The organism is Pseudomonas sp. GL-B-19 (genome assembly GCF_019956415.1).
In the GTDB taxonomy this organism is placed as follows: Bacteria; Pseudomonadota; Gammaproteobacteria; order Pseudomonadales; family Pseudomonadaceae; genus Aquipseudomonas.
In genome coordinates, this window is the sequence record NZ_JAHBDK010000014.1 from 41,526 (window position 1) to 65,122 (window position 23,597).

Annotated in this window: 20 protein-coding genes; 8 read left to right on the forward strand and 12 right to left on the reverse strand. The window is 59.4% G+C overall.

The annotated features are described in order from the left end of the window. Positions 1 to 19: 19 nt before the first annotated feature. Genes KGB06_RS03165 through KGB06_RS03190 form a run of 6 tightly spaced genes read right to left on the reverse strand, consistent with a single transcriptional unit; the run spans position 20 to position 6,736 of the window. The gene (locus tag KGB06_RS03165; RefSeq protein ID WP_223511810.1) at positions 20 to 1,351 is read right to left on the reverse strand and encodes a DUF58 domain-containing protein; all 1,332 of its coding nucleotides are present in this window, start codon (positions 1,349 to 1,351) and stop codon (positions 20 to 22) included. Continuing rightward, positions 1,348 to 2,349 (reverse strand): AAA family ATPase, encoded by a 1,002-nt coding sequence (locus KGB06_RS03170; protein WP_223511811.1) that lies wholly within the window; start codon positions 2,347 to 2,349, stop codon positions 1,348 to 1,350. Before KGB06_RS03170 ends, KGB06_RS03165 begins: the two co-directional genes overlap by 4 nt. Next, on the reverse strand, positions 2,346 to 3,509 hold the full coding sequence (locus KGB06_RS03175) for a DUF4350 domain-containing protein (RefSeq protein WP_223511812.1): 1,164 nt from the start codon (positions 3,507 to 3,509) through the stop codon (positions 2,346 to 2,348). The genes KGB06_RS03170 and KGB06_RS03175 overlap by 4 nt, the downstream gene beginning before the upstream one ends. Next, positions 3,506 to 5,050, reverse strand: coding sequence for a DUF4129 domain-containing protein (locus KGB06_RS03180; RefSeq protein WP_223511813.1), 1,545 nt, complete (start codon positions 5,048 to 5,050; stop codon positions 3,506 to 3,508). The genes KGB06_RS03175 and KGB06_RS03180 overlap by 4 nt, the downstream gene beginning before the upstream one ends. Continuing rightward, positions 5,037 to 6,014: a stage II sporulation protein M gene (locus tag KGB06_RS03185; RefSeq protein ID WP_223511814.1), complete on the reverse strand. Its 978-nt coding sequence runs from the start codon at positions 6,012 to 6,014 to the stop codon at positions 5,037 to 5,039. Before KGB06_RS03185 ends, KGB06_RS03180 begins: the two co-directional genes overlap by 14 nt. Then, entirely contained in the window at positions 6,011 to 6,736 is a 726-nt protein-coding gene (locus KGB06_RS03190) for an RDD family protein (protein WP_223511815.1), read from the reverse strand. The genes KGB06_RS03185 and KGB06_RS03190 overlap by 4 nt, the downstream gene beginning before the upstream one ends. Before the next feature lie 181 nt (positions 6,737 to 6,917). On the opposite strand from KGB06_RS03190, the gene sbcB reads away from it, so the two are divergent. After that, positions 6,918 to 8,348 (forward strand): exodeoxyribonuclease I, encoded by a 1,431-nt coding sequence (sbcB, locus tag KGB06_RS03195; RefSeq protein WP_223511816.1) that lies wholly within the window; start codon positions 6,918 to 6,920, stop codon positions 8,346 to 8,348. Positions 8,349 to 8,447: 99 nt separating this feature from the next. Here the strand turns inward: sbcB and mvaT are convergent, their stop codons facing one another. After that, entirely contained in the window at positions 8,448 to 8,825 is a 378-nt protein-coding gene (gene mvaT / locus KGB06_RS03200) for a histone-like nucleoid-structuring protein MvaT (protein WP_007933316.1), read from the reverse strand. Between the two features lie 336 nt (positions 8,826 to 9,161). Between mvaT and purU the strand changes: the two genes are divergently transcribed. Both purU and KGB06_RS03210 read left to right on the forward strand, forming a co-directional pair. Then, entirely contained in the window at positions 9,162 to 10,010 is an 849-nt protein-coding gene (gene purU / locus KGB06_RS03205; RefSeq protein WP_223511817.1) for a formyltetrahydrofolate deformylase, read from the forward strand. A gap of 87 nt (positions 10,011 to 10,097) precedes the next feature. After that, on the forward strand, positions 10,098 to 10,274 hold the full coding sequence (locus tag KGB06_RS03210; RefSeq protein WP_223511818.1) for a hypothetical protein: 177 nt from the start codon (positions 10,098 to 10,100) through the stop codon (positions 10,272 to 10,274). Here the strand turns inward: KGB06_RS03210 and KGB06_RS03215 are convergent. The 4 genes from KGB06_RS03215 to KGB06_RS03230 form a co-directional block, all read right to left on the reverse strand. Further along, entirely contained in the window at positions 10,261 to 11,256 is a 996-nt protein-coding gene (locus KGB06_RS03215) for a lysylphosphatidylglycerol synthase transmembrane domain-containing protein (RefSeq protein ID WP_223511819.1), read from the reverse strand. The genes KGB06_RS03210 and KGB06_RS03215 overlap by 14 nt on opposite strands. Next, positions 11,253 to 12,029: a DUF2334 domain-containing protein gene (locus KGB06_RS03220; RefSeq protein WP_223511821.1), complete on the reverse strand. Its 777-nt coding sequence runs from the start codon at positions 12,027 to 12,029 to the stop codon at positions 11,253 to 11,255. Before KGB06_RS03220 ends, KGB06_RS03215 begins: the two co-directional genes overlap by 4 nt. Further along, entirely contained in the window at positions 12,022 to 13,143 is a 1,122-nt protein-coding gene (locus KGB06_RS03225; RefSeq protein ID WP_223511911.1) for a glycosyltransferase family 4 protein, read from the reverse strand. Before KGB06_RS03225 ends, KGB06_RS03220 begins: the two co-directional genes overlap by 8 nt. 205 nt (positions 13,144 to 13,348) lie before the next feature. After that, positions 13,349 to 15,238, reverse strand: coding sequence for a methyl-accepting chemotaxis protein (locus KGB06_RS03230; RefSeq protein WP_223511823.1), 1,890 nt, complete (start codon positions 15,236 to 15,238; stop codon positions 13,349 to 13,351). Positions 15,239 to 15,423: 185 nt separating this feature from the next. Here KGB06_RS03230 and KGB06_RS03235 point away from each other — a divergent pair, with 185 nt between their 5' ends. Further along, positions 15,424 to 16,911 carry a helicase HerA-like domain-containing protein gene (locus KGB06_RS03235; RefSeq protein WP_223511824.1) on the forward strand — a complete coding sequence of 496 codons (1,488 nt, stop codon included), beginning with the start codon at positions 15,424 to 15,426 and terminating at the stop codon, positions 16,909 to 16,911. A 107-nt stretch (positions 16,912 to 17,018) separates the two neighbouring features. Here KGB06_RS03235 and KGB06_RS03240 read toward each other — a convergent pair whose 3' ends face one another. Continuing rightward, a complete protein-coding gene (locus KGB06_RS03240; RefSeq protein ID WP_223511825.1) occupies positions 17,019 to 17,474 on the reverse strand; it encodes a DUF721 domain-containing protein in 456 nt (151 codons plus the stop codon). 307 nt (positions 17,475 to 17,781) lie between these two features. Here KGB06_RS03240 and secA point away from each other — a divergent pair, with 307 nt between their 5' ends. From secA to KGB06_RS03260, 4 genes are all read left to right on the forward strand, one after another. Continuing rightward, positions 17,782 to 20,517, forward strand: a complete 2,736-nt coding sequence (gene secA, locus KGB06_RS03245; protein ID WP_223511826.1) for a preprotein translocase subunit SecA — start codon at positions 17,782 to 17,784, stop codon at positions 20,515 to 20,517. A gap of 123 nt (positions 20,518 to 20,640) precedes the next feature. Then, positions 20,641 to 21,858 carry a bifunctional glutamate N-acetyltransferase/amino-acid acetyltransferase ArgJ gene (argJ, locus tag KGB06_RS03250; RefSeq protein WP_223511827.1) on the forward strand — a complete coding sequence of 406 codons (1,218 nt, stop codon included), beginning with the start codon at positions 20,641 to 20,643 and terminating at the stop codon, positions 21,856 to 21,858. Positions 21,859 to 22,021: 163 nt separating this feature from the next. Continuing rightward, positions 22,022 to 22,654, forward strand: a complete 633-nt coding sequence (locus tag KGB06_RS03255) for a glutathione S-transferase family protein (RefSeq protein WP_223511828.1) — start codon at positions 22,022 to 22,024, stop codon at positions 22,652 to 22,654. Beyond that, on the forward strand, positions 22,651 to 23,595 hold the full coding sequence (locus KGB06_RS03260) for a Nudix family hydrolase (protein ID WP_223511829.1): 945 nt from the start codon (positions 22,651 to 22,653) through the stop codon (positions 23,593 to 23,595). Before KGB06_RS03255 ends, KGB06_RS03260 begins: the two co-directional genes overlap by 4 nt. The last annotated feature ends 2 nt before the right edge of the window (positions 23,596 to 23,597 follow it).

The following is a 23,597-nucleotide window of genomic DNA, read 5'->3' on the forward strand; positions in this document are numbered from 1 at the left end:
CATTGATGGACGTAATTGCTCATAGCGCTGCCGCCTTCTTCCACCCCAAATACCGCGTCACCAACTCGGCCCCTAACTCCTGGGGTCGAGCATCCACCACCAGCACTCCATGAGCCTTCAACCGCTCATGGAGCTGCGCCCGGTCATTCAAATAATCCACCGTCCCGCAATAGGCCAGCGCCTCTGGCAAGGTCTGCACCGGGGCGTGCCGTAGATTATCGAGCAAGTCCTCACGCAGGCTCGCCACCAACACCCTATGCAGCTTGCTCAAGCGTTTAACCGCAGTCAGCAATTCTTCATCGTCTTCATCCCGCAGGTTGGTCACCAGCACCACTAGCGCCCGGCGTTTCTGTCGGGCCAGCAGTTGAGTGGCCGCAGCCTGGTAATCGGCGGGGCGTTGAGTGCTCTGGAGGTCGTAGACGCTGTTGAGCAACACGTTGAGCTGGCCCGTGCCTTTGATCGGGGCGAGGTAATGCGGTCGGTCGCTGGCGAAGGTGCTCAGGCCCACGGCATCACCCTGGCGCAGGGCGACGTAGCTGAGCAACAGGCTGGCATTGAGTGCGTGATCGAAATGCGCGAGTTCGTCATCCTGACTGCGCATGCGTCGACCGCAGTCGAGCATGAAAATAATCTGTTGGTCACGTTCGTCCTGATACTCACGGGCAATCGGCGTGCGCTGGCGGGCGGTGGCTTTCCAGTCGATCTGGCGCAGGCTATCGCCTTCACGAAATTCGCGCAGTTGATGAAACTCCAGACCCAATCCGCGACGTTGTCGCTGGCGCACGCCGAGTTGGTTGAGCCAGTTGTCCACCGCCAACAGCTGGCCGTCGTAGATGCGGGCGAAGTCGGGGTAGACGCGGGTACTGTCGACCACGTTCAGCAGGCGTTTGTCGGACCATAAACCCAAGGAACTCGGCAAGCTGATTTCACAGTGTTCGAAGCTGAAGTGGCCACGCTTGAGCGGACGCACCCGATAGCCAATCTGGCTCTGTAGACCGGGTTGCAATTCGACGGACAAGGGGAGGTTTTCGAAACTCAGTCCCGGTGGCACATGATCGAAAAGGTGCACGTTCAGCGGTTGAGTGAACGCATGTTCAACGTCCAGCCGTACTTCACTCCACCGACCCAATGCCAGACTGCCGGGCATGTGTCGGCGCAGGCGCGGCGAGGGCTGGCGTCTGAGGCGAATGGCGTCGAGCACGGCCAGCGACAACAGGGCCAGTAGCAATCCCCAGTTGATCGACAACAGAGTCGATGGGACGGCGATGTCCAGCGCCCGCAACGCGCCTAACACGATGCCGATGACCAGCAGGATCGCGAGCCAGATCAGCAGCAGGCGTGTCGGTTTCACAGGCGCGGTGCCGGCACTTGATCGAGCAATTGCCTGAGCACTTGATCGACGTCCAACCCTTCAATATCCAGCTCCGGCGCGATGCGCACTCGATGGCGCAGCACCGCCAATGCACATCCTTTGATATCGTCCGGAATCACAAACTCGCCACCGCGCAACAACGCACGGGCTCGGGCGCAGCGCACCAAAGCGATGGATGCGCGAGGCCCGGCACCGAGGGTCAAACCCGGCCAGCTGCGGGTGCTGCGGGCCAGGCGCACGGCGTAATCGAGGACCTGATCGTCCAGCGGCAAATCACTGGCAATACGCTGCAAGGCCAGCACGTCCTTGGCTTGCAGTACGGTGCGCAGCGGTTGCACGTCGAGCATGTCGGCGCGGGTCGAGCGGCTAACCTGGCGGACCATGTTCATCTCCTGCTCGGCGTCGGGGTAATCCATGCGCACCTTGAGCATGAACCGATCGAGCTCGGCTTCGGGCAGGGGATAGGTGCCTTCCTGTTCGATGGGGTTTTGCGTGGCGAGCACCATGAACGGTTGCGCGATGGGCAGGGCGCGGCCTTCGAGGGTGACCTGGCGTTCCTGCATGGCTTCGAGCAATGCGGCCTGGGTTTTCGCCGGGGCGCGGTTGATCTCGTCAGCCAGCAGCAGATTGGTGAACAGCGGGCCTTTGCGCAGTTTGAACTGCTCGGTGTTCAGGTCGTAGACCGCGTGCCCGGTGACGTCGCTGGGCATCAGGTCCGGGGTGAACTGGATGCGCGCGAATTCGCCACCAAAGCAGCGGGCGAGGGCGCGTACCAGTAATGTCTTGCCCAACCCCGGCACGCCTTCGAGCAGCACATGGCCACCGGCGATCAGAGCGGTGAGGACGTCGTCGATCACGCTGTTCTGACCGATCACGGCTTTCTGCAATTCGCCGCGCACGGCCTGGGCCAATTGACTGGCGCGCTGGCGTTGCTGGGCGGCGTGAGTTGGCGAGCCGGGCTCGATCTGTTCACTCATAAAGCGTTCCTCAAGGTTTGCAGGTGGGCGACCAGACGGCTGAAGTGAGCGCTGGACAGCCGCTGCTTCGGTCGCGGGCTCATGGCCTGGCTGATAGCGCGTGTGGGTTGGCCGGTCAGGCGTGCGAGCACCAGCCATTGCTCGGCAACGCCGAGTTGTTCAAAACCGGGATGACGGCGCCGCACACGGCGCAGGATGTCTTGTTGCAAGGCTTGCAGCAGGTGCTGCTGGCCGTTGCGGCGCAACATGAAATCGGCACTGGCGCGCAGGTGTTCCTGGAGTTGGCGGCGGCCTTTCGATGCGGGTTCCAGCAGCGGACCCTGGCGCACGCCGACATGCCAGAATCCCAGGATGATCAGCGCAATCAAGGCCACCAATGCCTGTGGGAAATAACGCCAAAGCAAGGTCAGCAAGCTGTCGTGATCGGTGTTGAACAGCAACGTGACGCTCGTGTCCGCCGTCAGATACCAGAGCAGCCAGGCATTGTCGTACTGGTCGATGGCCGGGGTTTTCCACAGGTCGGCATCGGTGACCACGGTAATCGTGCCGAGCCCGTGATTGAGCTGCATCATGTGCGTGGCCTTGCCGCTGTTGGCCCAGGCTTGCGCGAGGTTTTTCGGGTCGTCGAGATGGAATGCCGTGTCGAAATTCGCGTAGGCCGGTGCTTCTTCATCTTCCAGATACAGCTTGGTCAGTTTGGGATAGTGATCGTCGAGGATGTCGGGTGGCGGGTCCTTGAGGTCTTTGCTCAGCGACTGGTGCAATTGCACCCGGTCGAGTAGCAGGTCGTTGCTCTGGCCGGTCTTTTCATCCCAAAGGGATTGGGCAACAAATAAAATACGCCCACCGGACCGGGTCCAGTTCAAGATCTGATCAATCTGACGCGGGGTCATGTTGTAGCGATCCCCGAGCAGCAACAGGCTGTGCTGATGGGGATCGAGGGTGGGCAGCACGTCAAGACCATTGGCATGGTTGACGGTCAGGCCCTGCTTGCGCAAAAAATGTTCAGCGGCGAGGTAGGGGTTGGCCTGCGCTTCAGGCGATGGGCCGTGATCGATTTCTGCCTGATAGGGCGTGGCTTTCAGGTACAGATAAATACTCAGCGCACCGACCAGCAGGACGATGAATACGCCGGTCACCTGCCACAATCTCCGGTTCAATGGGCTGCTCCCGGACCGAACAAAGCTCGCCACCCGTCACACAGTTCCTGTTGCAGATGCGCAGGTGGCAGGCGATGACCGTAGGCCATGTTCTGCCAGTGATCGGTCAGGGTTTTGCTAAAAGCCAGCAACGCGGGTTGCTGCAATTGTTCGACGCGCCGCAGAACCTCGCCTTCGGTGTCGGCGGGTTTCAGCGCCATGTGGTGGTCGTGCAGCAAATGGCTGAGCAGGGCGCGATAGAGCAAACCGAGGGCCGCCCGCGGGTTGGTTTGCCAGAGACTTTCAGCGCTGGCGGCAATGTCGGCGGGCAGGGTTTCGCGGTTAAGGTCCAGGCCGAAAGCCTGCTGCGGTAACGGCCGGGCGACTTTACTTTTCAACGCGGGTCGACGGCTGACGAACGCCTGCAACCAGTCACGGTAACGCCAGATCAATATGCCGATACCGCCGATAATCGCGCTCCACAGCAGCAGTTCAATCAAGGTGGCGAGGAAGCCGAAACGCTGGCTGTCGAGCAGCGCCAACAACGCCTTCAGCCATTCGGGTGTTTTGCCGTCATCCGGGGTTTTGGCCTCGGGTTTATCCTCGCCAAACTGATAGCGGGTGACCGTTTCCTTGTTCTTGAACGGTGGTTTGTCGAGGAGAGCTTTGATGCTGTCTTTTGAAGCCTGGCTGGTCAGCGGTTGATTGAGCAGACGAGGACTGTCCGGAGTGATGACAGGCTCGGCGGCCCAAACGTGTTGCGCGCCAGGCACCAACAGGATTGCCGCCAGAATCAGGGTGAGGGTGGTTGTATTGAGGCGTTGGCGTAAGCGGCGAAACACCAGTTCAATATCCCAGGCCTCCAGCACCGTGCGCCGGTTCAGGTAAAGACTGAAACCGCAGGCGACATAGACCGGCTCCCAGACAATCAGCACCAGCACGTAAAAAGCATTGGTCAGGTGTTCCAGCCAGCGCCAGTCCTGCACGACGGCGGTGATCAGGGTCTGCCAGCTCCAGTCGAGTTCGACCTGCTGTGGCAGGAACAGGTAGAACAACACCATCAAACCAATCCATAGCGCGCTTTCCAGATGCACGCCGATGATCGTCAGCCATTGCGCCGCACCGGCGTTGCGCCGCAGCAGTACTTGCAATCGCTGTTGTCGCGGCTCGCCACTCAGGCCCTCAAGTTGCACCACTGGCATCACAAAACTGCGGCTCAGGCTCAGGCGGCGCCAGGTCAGGCTGGCCAGCAGTTGCGGCTTGAGCAGGCGTGGCCATTCGCGCAGCGCCTGTTTCAATGTCGGTGTTTCGCCGAACAGGCTTTTGGACAGGATGAACAACGGCAGGCGCTCAAACGCCGGTTTAAGCCACCAGAAGATAAACACGGCCAGGGACGGCGAATCCCAGAACATCGCACTCAGCAAGGCGAAGACCGGCAAGGTCACGATGGCCCAACTGGTCATCAACAGGCGTCGATGGCGCTGGCTCAGCAGCACGCCCAGGTCCATGGCTTCCCAGGTGTTGCGCGGGCGGATCACGACCGTGGCGTCACTCAGGCGCATGGCGAGCCCGTCCGGCAAACAGCAGATACGTTGCGACAAACGCCCAGAGCGCGGCGCCAACCAGGTATTTGGTCATCGGTGCCGGAGCGGTCATCGACGACCAGTAAGCTTCGATAAACGCCGCAATCAACAGGAACAACATGACACCGCAGATCAGCAACACACTTTTGCCCGCCGCCAGTCGCAACGCTTCGGCGCGCGGCAGGCGTCCCGGTGCAATCAGCGCCCAACCCAGTTGCAGGCCGGCGGCACCAGCCAGGGCGATGGCCGTCAGTTCAAAGGCGCCGTGGCCGATCACGAATGACCAGAACGTTTGCCCGTAGCCGACGTGCGTCAGGTGCCCGGCCACTGCGCCGATCATCAAACCGTTGAACAGCAGGAAAAACGCGCTGCCCAGACCCAGCAGCAAACCACTGGCGAAGGTCTGAAAGGCGATGCCGATGTTGTGCATGATGTAGTAACCGAACATCACCCAGTTCTCACTGGCGGCGCGTTCCGTTGTGCGCCCCAAATGGCCGGCGACCGGGTCGTACATGCTCTGCAGTTCGCCGACCTGCTCGGTCGGAATCAGGTTGTAGACCAGGTCCGGGAACAGGTACACCAGCAGCGCGAAGCCGATCAGGCTGCCAAAAAACATCAGGCCGGCGGCGAGCACAAAGCGCCATTGTTCACGCACCAATCGCGGAAAACCGGCCAGGATGAAGCCCGCCACGTTGGCGCCCAGCTGACTGCGATGCCGATACAGCTGTTGATGCCCGCGTAGCGCGAGCTGCTGCAATGAGTCAATCAGAAAACTGCTGTAGCCGCGCTCCTGAGCCAGCGCCAAATGCTGGCAAAGGCGACGATAGTCCTTGGGGAAACCGCCGGTCCGGGACGCGTCCTTGCCGTGCTCCAGTTGACCCAGCATCAGGGAAAACTGTTCCCACTCGGCCTTGTGGCGCTGTTCGAAAAGACTTTGCTTCATGCCGGACCCAACAAGCCGCGGGCAATGCCGTTGAGTTCTGCCACAGCGCGCGGCGGGTCGATCTGCAGCGGTTGAGCGAGAATCGAGGCGAGCTCAAGGGTGCGCGCTTCGGAGAGTTCACCCTGGCGTTCGGCAAAACCGAGGATGGCGCGTTGTTCGGGCAGCGTCAGGGCAAAAGTCGGGCGCACAGGCTGGGCTTCGGGCAGTTGCGGGCGGGTGAGCGGTTGTTCGCGGTAGATCACCAGCGTGCCGGCAGCGAGGTCGCCGAGGCGTTTGAAGGTGGGATGTTGCAGGCAGCTGATGGCGCCGAGGAAGTAGCCGAAGGGCAGCATGTCGACAAATCTCAGCAGGTTGCGCAGCAGCGAAGCGGTCCAGCCGACCGGCGTGCCGTCGTCCTGCACCACGCGCAAGCCCATCCACTGCTTGCCGGGTGAGCGGCCCTGATTGAGCACTTCGAACAGCACCATGTACCACCAGCTCACCCCGAACAGCAGGAGCGAGCCCAGCCCGGCGCCAAGCTTTCCGAGAAACGCCAGCACGATAAACAGCAGGCCGAGGATCAGCCCGCGCAACCCGAGGTCAATGGCGAAGGCCAGCGCACGCACCATCAACCCGGCGGGACGCAGTGGCAAGTCGATGCCTTCGGGCGTTTCGACTTGATACCGCGTGTCCAGTGGCGGGTACAGCGTCGCTTTCCTTGGCAGTGCTGTGGTCTCGAGCATGGGCAACCTGTGTGGCCTGTTCGGGATTCGATGTCTGTCCGATGCTAGCAGCCTCTCGGGGGAAAACGACATAACTATGTATTGCACGGTGAGTGGCCAGAGGTGATTGAATGACAAGATTACTGGCCGGAGCGGGATGTGAACGCCTAGACTTCGCCGATCTTCAGTTCAGGAATAGCCCGTGACCTCCATCTTCTGGTACGACTATGAAACCACTGGTATCAATCCGCGCTGCGACCGTCCGCTGCAAGTGGCGGGGATTCGCACCGACTTCGATCTCAATGAAATAGACGAGCCGGTCAACCTTTACTGCCAGCCCAGTGACGACATCCTGCCGCATCCGGCCGCTAGCGCGATCACCGGCATTACGCCAGGCCGCCTGGCCGAACAGGGCTTGAGCGAAGCCGATTTCATGACCCGGGTGCATGCCCAGTTGGCGGCGCCTGGCACGTGCGGTGCGGGTTACAACACGTTGCGTTTCGACGACGAGATGACCCGTTACAGCCTGTATCGAAACTTTTTCGACCCGTATGCGCGCGAGTGGCAGGGAGGTAACAGTCGCTGGGACCTGATCGATGTGGTGCGTGCGGCGTATGCCTTGCGTCCGGATGGGCTCGTCTGGCCCTCAGACGACGAGGGCCAAGTGACGCTCAAACTCGAACGCCTGACCGCCGCCAATGGCATTGATCACGGAAATGCCCACGAAGCGTTGTCAGATGTGCGCGCCACCATCGCGCTGGCCCGTCTGATTCGTGAAAAACAGCCAAAGTTGTATGACTGGCTATTCAAGTTGCGCAGCAAACAAAAAGTGATGGACCAGGTTCGCCTGTTGCAACCGATGGTGCATATTTCCGGGCGTTTTTCGGCAGCCCGCAGCTATGTCGGTGTGGTGCTGCCACTGGCCTGGCACCCGCGTAACAAGAACGCATTGATTGTCTGCGACCTGCACCTGGATCCCCAGGGTTTGCTGGATCTGGATGTCGAGACCTTGCGACAGCGGCTGTACACCCGTCGCGATGATCTGGCCGAAGGCGAACTGCCCGTGCCGCTTAAACTCATTCACATCAACAAGTGCCCGGTGGTCGCACCCTTGTCGGTACTTCGCCCCGACGACCAGCAACGCCTGGGGCTGGACATGGCGCTTTATCAGGAGCGGTCGCTGCGGCTAATCGACGCACAACAAGTTTGGCGAGATAAAGTGCAGGCAATTTATACCCACGAAGATTTCACGCCAAGCCAGGATCCCGAACAACAGTTATACGATGGTTTTATCGGTGACCGGGATCGGCGTCTATGCGAGCAAGTCAGGTCCGCGGACCCTGCGCAGTTAGCACAAGAACAATGGCCTTTCGATGACGAACGTTTACCTGAATTATTGTTTCGATATCGCGCACGCAACTTCCCCGATACGTTGAATTCCGAGGAGCAAGAGCGCTGGCGATTATTCTGTCAGAAACGTTTGTCAGCACCCGAGTGGGGGGCACCCCATACGCTAAATACTTTTGCAGAAGCTGCGGCCCAAATGAACGAAACTGCTACACCGTTGCAGCGTGCAGTGCTGAATGAATGGCAATGTTATGTCGAGGCATTACAAAAACGTTTGAATCTTTGAAAACGAAAATAGTCATGCCCCCCTCACGGGCATAAAAAAACGCCAGCATTCGCTGGCGTTATTTTTTGTCACCTTTCTATCTGTGACAAGCTCTGCGGCTTAGCCCAGCAGAGTAGCCCAGCCTTCAACCACGTCGCCGCCCCACTTGGCTTTCCACTCTTTCAGAGTTTTGTGGTTGCCACCTTTGGTTTCGATGACTTCGCCGTTGTGCGGGTTTTTGTATTGTTTAACTTTGCGAGCACGCTTGGTGCCAGTAGTTTTTACTGCGCCGCCGCGTGGTGCTTTGGTTTTGGACTCTGGATCCAGCAGCGCGATGATGTCACGCAGGGACTTGGAGTATTCGCCCATCAGGGTGCGCAGTTTGCCTTCGAATTCCAGCTCGGTTTGCAGTTTGTCGTCTTGGGACAGGTTCTTCAAACGGGCTTGCAGCTCTTTGATAGCTTCTTCGGTGGCACGGTATTCGTTGATCAAGGACATGAGGACTACCTTATGTTGGAGGCTGGATGGCAGGGAACAGTGTGGCAATAATAGTCAGGGTGTTTCATCAAGTAAACATTTAACCGACGTTTTAATTAAATTACTTGTGAGGAACAGGGTGGAAATTGAAGAGGTCATTAAATAGTGTGAGCAGACAACACAGATATTCACAATTTGACTCTTGATATCGACTAAAAGATCACCACCGCGCGGGGAACGGGTGCTTTCAGAGTCGGGTCCACGACCGGTATGCCGGGCAAGCCGTCATCAATACTGTAGTTTTGCTGCGCAATCGCTAGAATGGCGGCCTTTGCGAAGTTCTGGAGTTTCCCCCTCATGCGCACTTTTCGGCTGGTGATTGCTTGCCCGGACCGCGTCGGCATCGTTGCTAAAGTCAGTAACTTTCTGGCGTCACATAACGGCTGGATCACCGAAGCGAGCCATCACTCGGACAATCTCAGTGGCTGGTTCTTCATGCGTCACGAAATTCGTGCCGACTCGCTGCCTTTCGGTATTGAAGCCTTTCGCGAAGCCTTTGCGCCGATTGCCAAAGAGTTCTCGATGGACTGGCGCATCACCGATACAGCGCAGAAGAAACGCGTGGTGTTAATGGCCAGCCGCGAGTCTCACTGCCTGGCTGACTTGCTGCACCGCTGGCACAGCGATGAACTGGATTGCGAAATCTCCTGCGTGATTTCCAACCATGATGACTTGCGCAGCATGGTCGAGTGGCACGGCATTCCTTACTACCATGTGCCGGTCAATCCACAGGACAAAGAGCCTGCGTTTGGCGAAGTTTCGCGTCTGGTCAAACAGCACGATGCCGAAGTGGTCGTACTTGCCCGCTACATGCAAATTCTGCCGCCGGCGTTGTGCAGCGAATATGCGCACAAGGTCATCAACATTCACCACAGCTTCCTGCCGTCGTTCGTCGGCGCCAAGCCGTATCACCAGGCTTCCATGCGGGGTGTGAAGTTGATCGGCGCAACCTGCCACTACGTGACCGAAGAACTGGACGCCGGCCCGATCATTGAGCAGGACGTGGTGCGTGTCAGCCACAGTGACAGCATCGAAGACATGGTGCGTTTCGGCCGTGATGTCGAGAAGATGGTATTGGCGCGCGGTCTGCGTTATCACCTGGAAGACCGGGTGTTGGTGCACGGCAACAAGACGGTCGTGTTCTGATAACACCGCAATGCAGTTGAAATTCGAAGGGCCTGGGCGTTCAATCGCTTTAGGCCCTTCGCTGTTTCTGCACTGAGGATATTGAACATGGCCGATCCACTCGACAAAGCCACTTCTAAAGCACCGGCAACAGTGGGCGAGGGCTGTTTGAGTCGCTATGACCCGGATGACATGAACTCCGAAGACGGCACGGAGTTTCCCGGTGCTGCCGAGTTGTGGGAGCAGTTACAGCAAGACGGTGAAGACACGATCAAGCCTGCTTGAACTTCATCAACTTCCTCAGCAGCGGCCGTCCGAGCATCAGCAAGAACAAGGGGCCACCCGCTATCAGGTAGAAGTAATAAGTCACCGCCCGCCAGATCAAAATGGCCGCCGCAGCGGTTGACTTCCCCACCATGGGCGCCAGCAAGGCCGCCGACGTCAACTCCGCCGCCCCGGCACCCCCCGGTAGCAAACTGAATTGCCCTGCACTGAGCGAAACCATCTGGATCAAAAAGCACCAGGCCCATTGCAAATCCGCCCCCAGCCCGCGTATTGCCAGATACAACACACTGTAGCGCAGGACCCAATGTAAACAGGTCAGCGCAAACACCGTGATCAATGTCTGAAAAGGCAACTTCAATGCGTCAGTGAATGCGGCGAGGAAGTGCAGAAGTTTTCGTGCCCAGCGCAGGCGCGTAGTGCTTTTTACATTCAGGCGAACCAGAAATCGGCCGCTCAGGCGAATCAGCAGCCGATGGTAGCGGGCGACCAACACGCAGCAAATCAACCCGCCGAACATTGAAATGACACTGACAGTCAGCAGCCATTCCATACGTTCGCTGAGGTGCTGGAACAGTGCATAAATCAAAATCCCGCTCAGTGCACAGAGAAAAAACAGCAGATCACTCAGTTGATCCATAGCGAATACCGCGCTGCCCCTGGCCGGTTGCACGCCATTGCGCGCCAGCAACGCCATGATCGCCAGCGGTCCGCCGCTGCCGCCGGGGGTGGCGCAATAGGCGAACTCGGTGGCCATCACCACGCCGAGGCTTTTGACCGGGCTGACCTTATCGCGCTGATCGCCCAGTAACAGGCGCAAGCGCAGGGTGTTCACCACCCAACACAACAGAATCATGCCGAACATGATCAGCAGCCAGTTCAATGGAAAGCTTTGCAGTCGCGACCAGGTCTGGTTACCGCCCAGCAACAGCGGGATCAGCACCGCAGCCAGCAGGGCAATGAACAGCACAATCCCCCGGTTCATGCTGCGCGGCCGACCGGGTCGTGTTGCAAAGCCAGCCATTGGGACTTGGTCATCGACACGCGCCCCTCGTCGAGCAAGCGCTTGAGGGTTTGCAACCAGTAGTTGCGCGAGAACGCATGGCGCATGTCCACTGGGTGCAGGCCCAGGCGAATGACCGGCGCGTGCTGCCAATGCTGCTCGCGTTGATCGCTGAGCAATTTCGACAAGCCCCGCCGCCAGGCACTGCGAGCGCTCCAGACCAGCCCTGGCGCATCTATCGGGGTGAAATCCGGCAGTCGATACAAATGCTGCGAGTCGCTGGTGTAGCGCAGCGGCAATTGGCGCAACGCCTGGCGCGTGCCTTCGCTCATCAACCAGGCCGGTGCGACGAAACCTTCCAGCGGCCAGTTGTATCGCTCAAAGACCTCAATTCCGGCGCGCAACCGGGCGAGTGCGGCGTGTTGCGACAGGCGGTAAAACTCGCCTTCGTGGGTGTAGATACGGCGCATGAACCAGTCTCGCGGGTTGCCGGGCGGTGGTCCTTCATCGCAATGAAAGTAGCCGTGCAATGCCAGTTCGTCCCCTCGGGCGATACGGTGGGTGAGCGCTCGTCGAAATTCCGGGTGAGCGTCAAGGCTGTTGTGTTTGTGGAAATCCGGGACCACCAACCATGTCATCGGTACGTCGCCCCATGCGTCGACCGCTTCAACGAAGGGTTGATAATCGGCCCAGGTTTGCGGCGTAACGTCGTGCAACACCAGTAACACGCAGGAAGGGCTCATCGGATTAACCATTGGCAGTCAGCGGCCATTGGCTGCCGAGTACGGCGTGATAGTGCCCCAGCAGACTGTTGACCACCGTGTCCCAGCTGTATTGTCGCTCCACGTGACAGCGCGCAGTTTTCCCCAACGCCGCGCTGTCCTGGCTGAACAACTCACGAACAGCGTTGGCCATTGCCGTTGAGTTGTTCGGCGCGCACAGCAAGCCGCAGGGCGCGGTAACAATTTCCGGAAAGGCCCCGGCTGCCACCGCCACCACCGGAATGCCGCAGGCCATGGCCTCGAGTACTACCAGTCCGAACGTTTCCTGATCGCCGGCGTGCAGCAAGGCATCGGCGCTGGCCATCAATCGCGCTACTTGTGCGGTCGGGCAGAACCCGTCAACCACCGTGACGTTGTCCGGCACAGCGGCCGGCATCGACGACCCCACCAGCAGCAGGTGATAACGGGGCCCCAGACGCACCATGCAATCGAGCAGTACCGGCAGGTTTTTTTCTTTGGAGCCGCGTCCGGCGAAAATCAACAGATGAGTGTTTTCATCAATGCCCAATTCGGCTCGCAGGCCAGGGTCTCGGGCATCGGGGTTGAAGGTTTGCAAGTCAACGCCCAAGGGTTGGACGAACACGTTCTTCACCCCCAGCCCGCTCAATTTGTCGGCCATGACCCGGCTCGGCGCCAGCACCCGGTCGAAGTTGCCGTAAAGCTTGCTGACATAGGCCTCGACGTTCGGCGTGACCCAATGGCCCATCCGATTGCTGACCAGCAGCGGCAAGTCCGAGTGATAAAAACCGATGACCGGCACATCCAGTTGGCGTCGCGCATCCAGTGCTGCCCATGCGGTGAGATAAGGGTCGCCTACTTCGATCAGATCGGGCTGTAAATCCTGCAGGACATTTCGCCAAGGGGCGAGACGGAGGGGGAAGCGATAACCCTTGCCAAAGGGCAGGGCAGGGGCCGGAACCGTGTAAACGCCATCCGTTTCACTCAGGTGAGCGCCCGGAATCAACAGGCTGTGGCGAATGCCCGGCTTGGTGCTCAGGCGGCGGTGTTTGGCATCCAGATACGTGCGCACGCCACCGCTGGCAGGGGCGTAGAACATGGTGATGTCCGCGATATGCACGGTGAACAGCCCTCCGGTGCTGTTGTTCTCCCTTGGTTGACCTTTATGAAGGATAGATGTTCGGTTGGGGTTTTGCGGTGGGGGTGTCAGCGGGGTTTTTGGGCGTTTGGTAGTCCGCTATCGCGAGCAGGCTCGCTCCCACAGGGTTAGTGCAAACCTTGTGGGAACGACGGTGCGACGATTCGACCTGCTCGCGATGGGGCCCTGTCTGATGCTAGATTCGGAAACTGCCTACCAACTGCTTCAGACGCGAAGCCTGCTGCTCAAGATCTGAGCATGCGCGCAAGGTCGATTGCAGGTTTTCAACGCCTTCCTGGTTCAGCGTATTGATCTCGGTAATGTCGACATTGATCGACTCCACCACTGCAGTCTGCTCTTCGGTCGCCGTGGCTACCGACTGGTTCATCCCGTCGATTTCACCGATGCGCAAGGTCACGCTGTTCAACCGCTCGCCGGCCAGGTTGGCGATTTCCACGCTGTCCTGACTGTGGCGCTGGCTGTCGCTCATGGTGCTGACGGATTCGCGGGCGCCGACTTGCAGCTCCTCGATCATGGTCTGCACCTGTTGCGCCGATTCCTGCGTGCGATGCGCCAGGTTGCGCACTTCATCGGCCACCACCGCGAAACCGCGACCTGCTTCACCGGCGCGGGCCGCTTCAATGGCCGCGTTGAGCGCCAGCAGGTTGGTTTGTTGGGAAATGCTGGTGATCACTTCGAGGATCTGGCCGATGTTCACGGTTTTGCTGTTCAACGATTCGATGTTGGTGCTCGATGCGCTGAGCATGCTCGACAGCTGATTCATCGCGGCAATGCTGCGGTCCACCACTTGCTGGCCGTCTTCGGCCAGGCTGCGGGCATCGCTGGCCTGGCTCGACGCTTGCGCGGCGTTACGGGCGATTTCCTGGGCGGCGGCCCCCAGTTGATTGATCGCTGCGGCGACGCTGCTGGTGCGCGAGGCCTGCTGGTCGGAGTTGAACATTGAGGAGTTCGAGGCGGCCACGACACGTAGCGCTACTTCGTTGACTTGGCCGGTGGCCGAGGACACTTCGCGAATCGAGGTGTGAATACGTTCCACAAAACGGTTGAACGCGGTTCCGAGAATACCGAACTCATCGTTGTTCTGGATGGTCAGGCGCTTGGTCAGATCGCCTTCACCGTCGGCGATATCGGCCATGGCGCGGGTCATGATGTGTAGTGGCTGGATCAGGATGCGTATCAGCATGCCCAACAGCGCGATGATGATCGCCACCGCAATGATCGTCGCGACGACCGCCGAAGCGCGGAATTCGCTGAGCATCGAGAAGGCTTTGTCCTTGTCCACCGACAAACCGATGTACCAGTTGACCGACGGCAGGCCTTTGATCGCGGTGAAGGTGACGATGCGGGTCTTGCCGTCGACTTCCACTTCACTGTAGGCGCCGCCGATGCGCGGGGTATTTTTCGGGTAGGCCTCGCTCAGGGATTTCATCACCAGGGTTTTATCCGGGTGAACCAGGATTTTTCCGTCGGCGCTGACCAGGAAGGCATACCCCATGCCGTTGAAATCGCGAGCGCTGAGGGTGTCGATCAGGGTTTGCAGGCTCAAGTCGCCGCCCACCACGCCGACGCTTTGTTCGGCTTTGCGCGAGGCAGTGGCGATGGAAATGATGGTCTGGCCGGTGGCTGCGTCGATGTACGGTTCGGTCAGGGTCGCGGTGCTGCTGTTTTGCGCGCCTTTGTACCAAGGGCGAACGCGTGGGTCGAAGCCAGCGGGCATCTTGGCGTCCGGGCGAATAGTGAAGCTGCCGGTGGCATCGCCCAGGTAGGACGCCATGAACGTCGACGTCAGGGCTTTCTGCTCAAGCAGGCTGGCGACCGTGGACGGTTCAGGATTGATGGCGATGTTTTGGGCGAGGTTGTCGATCAGCAGGATTCGGCCGTTCAACCAGGTCTGGATGTTGTTGGCGGTGACGTCACCCATCTCACTGAGGTAATTGTCGAGGTCTTCGCGGATGGCGTTACGCTGTAAATAGTCGTTGTACAGCGTGAACGAGGCGAAGGCGGCAATAACAATGAGCGCGGCGGCAAGCAAAATCTTATGGCTGAAGCGCAGGTTTTTGTTCATGGCTTGGGGTTCCGCTAAGGTCTTAATGTCCTGGGCGTGCTTTTATAAAGACACGCTAAGTGGGCAATGTTGTAAATAAGCTGATATTTCCGTTCTTTCCTTAGGGAATTACCGACGCTGATTTCTATGCAGTCTCGGTTTTTGTATCGGCCGCGCCGGATCAAAGATTAACCATGGGTGACAAAATGCCTGACTCATTGCAACTCGTTCTCGGCGCCGACCTTGCCGGCCAGTCCATCGCCCAGGCCATGCGTCTGGCCAACCGTCACGGTCTGGTCGCAGGCGCTACCGGGACGGGTAAAACCGTCACGTTGCAGCGCATGGCCGAAGCTTTCAGCGACGCGGGCGTCGCGGTGTTTGCCGCCGATATCAAGGGCGACCTGTGTGGTCTCGGTGCCGCCGGCAACCCGCAAGGCAAGATCGCCGAGCGCATCGCCGGGATGCCGTGGCTGAATCACAAGCCTCAGGCGTATCCGGTGACCCTGTGGGACATTCATGGCCAGTCTGGTCATCCATTGCGCACTACCTTGAGTGAAATGGGCCCGTTACTGCTGGGCAGTCTGTTGGAGCTGACCGACAGCCAGCAGTCGGCGCTGTACGCGGCGTTCAAGGTGGCGGATCGCGAAGGGCTATTGCTGCTGGATCTCAAGGATCTGAAGGCGTTGCTCAATCACCTGCGTGACAACCCGGAATTGCTCGGGGATGACGCCGCGTTGATGACTACCGGCTCAAGTCAGGCGCTGTTGCGGCGTCTGGCAACTCTGGAACAACAAGGCGCCGAAGCGCTGTTCGGCGAACCGGCGCTGCAACTCGAAGATATTTTGCAGCCGACCGACGACGGTCGCGGGCGCATTCACTTGCTGGATGCCAGTCGTCTGGTTCACGAAGCGCCGAAGGTCTACGCGACCTTCCTGCTCTGGCTGCTCGCTGAGTTGTTTGAGCAATTGCCGGAGCGCGGTGATGCGGACAAACCGCTGCTGGCGTTGTTTTTCGACGAAGCGCACTTGTTGTTCGCCGGTACGCCCAAGGCGTTGCAGGAGCGGTTGGAGCAGGTGGTGCGGCTGATTCGTTCGAAAGGCGTCGGGGTGTATTTCGTCACCCAATCGCCGGGTGACTTGCCGGATGACGTGCTGGCTCAGTTGGGGTTACGCATCCAGCACGGTTTGCGCGCGTTCACGGCCAAGGAACAGAAATCCTTGCGCGCCGTGGCCGAAGGATTCCGGCCGAACCCGGCGTTCGATGCCTTGTCGGTATTGACCGAGTTGGGGATCGGCGAGGCGCTGGTCGGGACGCTGGCCGATAAAGGCACGCCCGAGATGGTCCAGCGCGTATTAATTGCACCGCCGCAGTCGCGGATCGGGCCGTTGAGCGAAGCCGAACGTGCGGCACTGATCGCCGGTTCGCCGTTGCAGGGGCGATATGACAAACCGATTGATCGAGAATCGGCTTATGAAGTGCTGATGGGGCGCAAGGGGCTGGCACCCGATCCGGATGCGGCGCCAGTCAAACCTGCACCCGAAGAGCCAAGTTTTACCGAACAGGCTGGGGAGTTTCTCGGGACGGCAGCCGGTCAGGCATTAAAATCGGCCATGCGACAGGCGGCCAATCAATTGGGCCGACAATTGGTACGCGGGTTGATGGGGTCGCTGCTCGGTGGCAAAAAAAGCCGCTGAACCCTGTAGGAGCATGGTTTGCCCGCGATGAACGATAACGCGGTGTATCTGTTGCACTGCGTCGCTCCCATCGCGGGCAAGCCATGCTCCTACAGAAATCGGTGATCTCAGGTTTTGGGTTTTGCATGCGCCGCCAGGCGTTCCAGCGCGGCCCGCAGATTGGGATCGGTGATCCCGTCGGCCGTCGCCTGAATGGTCGCGCCCGCATCCGTCGACAAACTGATGGTATGCCCCGCCGCCCCTTGCTGAACGGTCGGTGGCTGAACCTTGAACAAAATCCGCGTCAAACTGGCGAACTCATCAAACATCTGTAGCTGACGCTGCAGACGCTTTTGCTGATAACGCAGGCGGGTCGCCCAATGTCCGTCGGTGACGATCAGCAACAAACTGCCTTCGCGCCACGACGCCACATGGCAATGTTCGCGAGCGGCGGGCTGCAATTGGCTTTCGAGCAGGCGTTGTAAATGACCCAGGCGTTGAGCATGGCCAAAAATAGCTTTCAGCGGCTTGGCTTCGCGAAGCAGAACGGCGGGGGCTCTGGCCGTAAGAGGGCGAAATGCCATGATCAGACACCTGAAGTAACAGAGCCGCCATGGTAGCAGAAAGCACCACGTGTACCTGACCCATTGCTTTGCGCGCGCTTTACCCATTAAATCAACGAGTAACTTCTGCCGTGAATGGCTTGAAGTTCAGCAAAAAGCCCTTATTTTAAGTGAGCCCCGTTACAGCGCAGTGCATGCATCGTGGAACAACGCCACTTTCCTCACCATCGTTTCCGGGTAGAATGCTCGTTCGCATGCGGCCATGAGGGCTGCACGGGCGACTCACGGGGCCGCCCTCCATCCCTTTAGTGTGGAAGATCCTGCCGATATGTTTGCGCCTTTGTTAAAGAAACTTTTTGGAAGCAAGAACGAGCGTGAAGTCAAACGCATGCTCAAGACGGTGCAACTCGTCAATGCCTTCGAAGAGCAAATGGTGGCCCTTTCGGACGATCAATTGCGTGCCAAGACCGATGAGTTCAAGGCCCGCATCGCCAAAGGGGAATCCCTCGACAAGCTGCTGCCAGAAGCTTTTGCGGTCGCCCGCGAAGCCGGCAAGCGCGTCATGGGTATGCGCCACTTCGATGTCCAGCTGATCGGCGGCATGACCTTGCATGAAGGCATGATCGCGGAAATGCGTACCGGTGAAGGCAAGACCCTGGTGGCAACACTGGGCGTTTACCTCAACGCACTGTCCGGCAAGGGCGTGCATGTTGTGACGGTGAACGACTACCTGGCCCGCCGTGACGCCAACTGGATGCGTCCGCTCTACGAATTCCTCGGCATGACGGTCGGCGTAGTCACGCCTTTCCAGCCGCCGGAAGAGAAACGTCTGGCTTACGCCGCCGACATTACTTACGGCACCAACAACGAATTCGGTTTCGATTACCTGCGCGACAACATGGCGTTCAGCATGGAAGAAAAATTCCAGCGTGAACTCAATTTTGCCGTGATCGACGAAGTCGACTCCATCCTCATCGACGAAGCCCGTACGCCGCTGATCATCTCCGGTCAGGCCGAGGACAGCTCCAAGCTGTACATCGAGATCAACAAACTGATCCCGCAGCTGGAACTGCACGTCGAAGAAGTTGAAGGCGAAGTCACCAAGGCTGGCCACTACACCGTCGATGAGAAGACCCGTCAGGTCGAACTCAACGAAGCCGGTCACCAGTACGTCGAAGAAACGCTCACCAGCATCGGCCTGCTGGCTGAAGGCGAAAGCCTGTATTCGGCACACAACCTGGGTCTGCTGACCCACGTTTATGCCGGCCTGCGTGCGCACAAACTGTTCCACCGCAACGTCGAGTACATCGTGCAGGACGGTCAGGTTGTCCTGGTCGACGAACACACCGGTCGTACCATGCCGGGCCGTCGTTTGTCCGAAGGCCTGCACCAGGCCATCGAAGCCAAGGAAAACCTGAACATTCAGGCCGAGAGCCAGACCCTGGCATCGACCACGTTCCAGAACTACTTCCGCCTGTACAACAAGCTGTCCGGCATGACCGGTACGGCCGACACCGAGGCGTTCGAGTTCCATCAGATCTATGGCCTGCAGGTCATGGTCATTCCGCCGAACAAGCCGCTGGCACGTAAAGACTACAACGACCTGGTGTTCCTGACGGCCGACGAGAAGTACGCGGCCATCGTGGCCGACATCAAGGAAAGCATGGCGGCGGGCCGTCCGGTGCTGGTGGGTACCGCGACCATCGAAACCTCCGAACACATGTCCAGCCTGCTCGTGAAAGAAGGCATCGAACACAAGGTTCTGAACGCCAAGTTCCACGAAAAAGAAGCCGAGATCATTGCCCAGGCCGGTCGCCCAGGCGCACTGACCATCGCCACCAACATGGCCGGTCGTGGTACCGACATTCTGTTGGGCGGTAACTGGGAAGTGGAAGTGGCTTCCCTGGAAGATCCAACGCCAGAGCAAATTGCCTACATCAAGGCTGACTGGCAGAAGCGTCACCAGCAAGTGCTCGAATCGGGCGGCTTGCAGGTCATCGCTTCCGAGCGTCATGAATCGCGCCGTATCGACAACCAGCTGCGTGGTCGTGCCGGTCGTCAGGGTGACGCCGGTTCCAGCCGCTTCTACCTGTCGCTGGAAGACAGCCTGATGCGTATCTTCGCCTCTGATCGGGTGAAGAACTTCATGAAGGCCCTGGGCATGCAGCCAGGCGAGGCGATCGAGCATCGCATGGTGACCAACGCCATTGAGAAGGCTCAGCGCAAGGTTGAAGGCCGTAACTTCGACATTCGTAAGCAACTGCTTGAGTTCGACGACGTCAACAACGAACAGCGTAAAGTGATTTATCACATGCGTAACACGTTGCTGGCCGCTGACAACATTGGTGAAACCATCGCCGATTTCCGTCAGGACGTGCTCAACGCCACCGTCAGCGCACACATTCCTCCACAGTCGCTGCCTGAGCAGTGGGATGTGGCCGGTCTGGAAGCTGCGTTGCAGAGCGACTTCGGTGTGGCGCTGCCGATCCAGCAATGGCTCGACGAAGACGATCACCTGTACGAAGAGACCCTGCGCGAGAAGCTGATGCAAGAGCTGATCGCGGCGTACAACGAGAAAGAAGACCAGGCGGGCGCCGAAGCGCTACGTAGCTTCGAGAAGCAAATCGTACTGCGCGTTCTGGATGACCTGTGGAAAGACCACCTGTCGACCATGGACCACCTGCGTCACGGCATTCACTTGCGTGGCTATGCCCAGAAGAACCCGAAGCAGGAATACAAGCGCGAGTCGTTCACGCTGTTCTCCGAGCTGCTGGATTCGATCAAGCGCGACTCGATCCGTGTGCTGTCCCACGTTCAGGTTCGCCGCGAAGACCCGATCGAAGAAGAACAACGCCTGCGTCAGGAAGCCGAAGCGCTGGCTGCACGCATGCAGTTCCACCACGAAGAAGCACCGGGTCTTGAGCAAGTGGAACCGTTGGGCGAGGAAATTGATGTCGCCCTCGCCGTAGCACCGGTTCGCAACGAGCAGAAGCTGGGCCGTAACGAGCTGTGCTATTGCGGTTCGGGCAAGAAATTCAAGCATTGCCACGGGCAGATCCAGTAAAACCCGTTTCAAACGCTGAAATACCCGCGCCGCGACCGGCATCAGCCGTCGCGGCGTTTTGCCATTTAATACCACCGTCCATCGTATGACGGTGATGACTACATTTTTTTAAGGAGCGCATTCATGGCTGTTGGTCTTGGTCCTTTGCCAACGTTGCACCCGGTTGCCGGTTTTGAACTCGGTATCGCCTCGGCTGGCATCAAGCGCCCGGGGCGCAAGGATGTTGTGGTCATGCGCTGTGCCGAAGGTTCCACCGTCGCTGGCGTCTTCACGCTCAACGCCTTTTGCGCCGCGCCCGTGATCCTCGCCAAGCAACGTGTGCAAGGCCCGGTGCGTTACCTGTTGACCAACACTGGCAATGCCAACGCCGGCACCGGCGAACCCGGCCTGGCCGCTGCCGAGCGTACGTGCGCCAAACTGGCTGAGTTGACGGGCGTTGATGCCAGCCTGGTGCTGCCGTACTCCACGGGTGTGATCGGTGAACCGCTGCCGGTCGAGAAAATCGAAGGCGCGCTGCAAGCGGCCCTCGACGACCTGTCGATCCACAACTGGGAAGCTGCCGCCACCGGCATCATGACCACCGACACCCTGCCAAAGGGTGCCAGCCGCCAGTTCCAGCATGACGGTGTAACCATCACCGTCACCGGCATCAGCAAAGGCGCGGGCATGATCCGTCCGAACATGGCGACCATGCTAGGCTACATCGCCACCGACGCCAAAGTCTCCCGTGACGTGCTGCAAAACCTGCTGCTGGACGGTGCCAACAAGTCGTTCAACCGCATCACCATCGACGGCGACACCTCGACCAACGATTGCTGCATGCTGATCGCCACCGGTCAGGCTGCCTTGCCGGAGATCACCCGCACCGAAGGCGAATTGTTCGCCAAGCTCAAGCAAGCGGTGTTCGAGGTGTGCATGGACGTGGCTCAGGCCATCGTTCGCGACGGTGAAGGCGCCACCAAGTTCGTCACCGTTGAAGTCAACGGCGGCGGCAATCACCAGGAATGCCTGGACGTCGGTTACACCGTGGCGCACTCGCCGCTGATCAAGACGGCCTTGTTCGCCTCCGATCCGAACTGGGGCCGTATTCTGGCTGCCGTCGGTCGTGCCGGCGTACCGAACCTGGACGTGAGCAAGATCGACGTGTTCCTCGGCGAGGTGTGCATTGCCAGCCAAGGCGCGCGCGCCGCGACTTACACCGAAGCCCAGGGCGCTGCGGTGATGCAGCAGGAAGAGATCACCATCCGTATCGAGTTGGGCCGCGGCGATTGCAGCGAAACCATCTGGACCACCGACTTGTCCCACGAATACGTGAAGATCAACGCCGAGTACCGTACTTAAGACCGAGTCGCCCCAATCGCGAGCAGGCTCGCTCCCACAGTAGATTTCCATTGAACACAGATTTTGTGTACAGCAGGAAACAATGTGGGAGCGAGCCTGCTCGCGATGACGGTCTTTCAGTCACCACAAGACTGGCCTGTACCCCATCAAAAAGGTCCCGAACATGAGCCTCCACCTGATCATCGGCGACAAACTGCATTCCTCCTGGTCCCTGCGCGGCGCACTGGCCCTCGACTTGACCGGCGCTGCCTACACCGAAGAACTGATCAAGCTGGGGCAACCGGACACCCGTGAGCGCCTGCTCAAGCATTCGCCGACCGGTAAAGTCCCGCTGCTGAAAACCGAACACGGCACCATTGCCGATTCCCTGGCGATTGCCGAGTATCTGGCCGAGCAATTTCCCGAGGCGGGTCTCTGGCCAAAAGACACCGCCGCCCGTGCGCAGGCGCGTTCGGCCTGTGCGCAGATGCACGCCGGTTTTTTTGCCATGCGTGGCAACATGCCGTTCGACCTGAGCCGCGATGCACCGCTGTCGCAGGCGCCTGATGATGTTCAGGCCGACATCCAGCGCATGCTGGCGTTGTGGGCTGAATGCCGCGAGGCGGCGACCGACACCGGTCCTTTCCTGTTCGGTGGCGCGACCCTGGCCGATGCTTTCTTCGCCCCGATTGCCGTACGCCTGCGCACCTATCAGGTGAAATTGCCGGCAGCGGACGAGGCCTACGTCGAAACGATTTACCAATGGCCGGCTTTCAAGGCCTGGCAGAAAGCAGGTCTGGAGGAGGTTGGGCAGTGAAACGAGTCCATGTAGCCGCCGCCGTCATCCGTGATCACAGCGGCAAGATCCTCATTGCACGCCGTGCTGACACTCAGCATCAGGGTGGCTTGTGGGAGTTTCCCGGGGGCAAGGTTGAGGGCGACGAGTCGGTCGAAATCGCGCTGGCCCGTGAACTTCAGGAAGAGCTGGGCATTGTGGTCAACGCAGCGCGACCGCTGATCAAGGTTCATCACGACTACCCGGACAAGCACGTGTTGCTGGATGTCTGGGAAGTCTCGGCCTTCACCGGCGAACCTCACGGCGCTGAAGGCCAGCCGTTGGAATGGGTGTCACCGCGCGATCTGTTGAACTACGAGTTCCCGGCGGCCAACCAGCCAATCGTCGCTGCCGCACGCTTGCCGGCCGAATACTTGATTACCCCGCAAGACCTGGAAACCCCGGCCTTGCTGCGCGGCATTCAGAAGGCCATCGCGGGGGGGATCAAACTGATCCAGCTACGAGCGCCCAACGGCTACGATCCCAAATACCGCGATCTGGCGGTGGACGCGGCGGGGCTGTGTGCTGGCAAGGCGCAGCTGATGATCAAGGGGCCGTTCGAATGGCTCGGTGATTTTCCGTCCGCGGGTTGGCACATCACTTCGGCGCAGTTGCGTAAATACGCGGCGGCGGGGCGTCCACTGCCAGCATCGCGCTGGTTGGCAGCGTCGTGCCATAACGCGGAAGAACTGGCATTGGCCGAGCAGATGGGCGTGGACTTTGTGACCCTGTCGCCGGTGCAAAAGACCCAGACGCATCCAGAAGCGCAGCCGTTGGGTTGGGAGCAGGCTTCGGTGTTGATCGAGGGGTTCAGCAAGCCGGTGTTCCTGTTGGGCGGTGTTGGTCCGGCAGAGCGGCAGAAGGCCTGGGAAGCTGGGGCGCAGGGTGTGGCGGGGATTCGGGCGTTCTGGCCTGAGGCTTGATT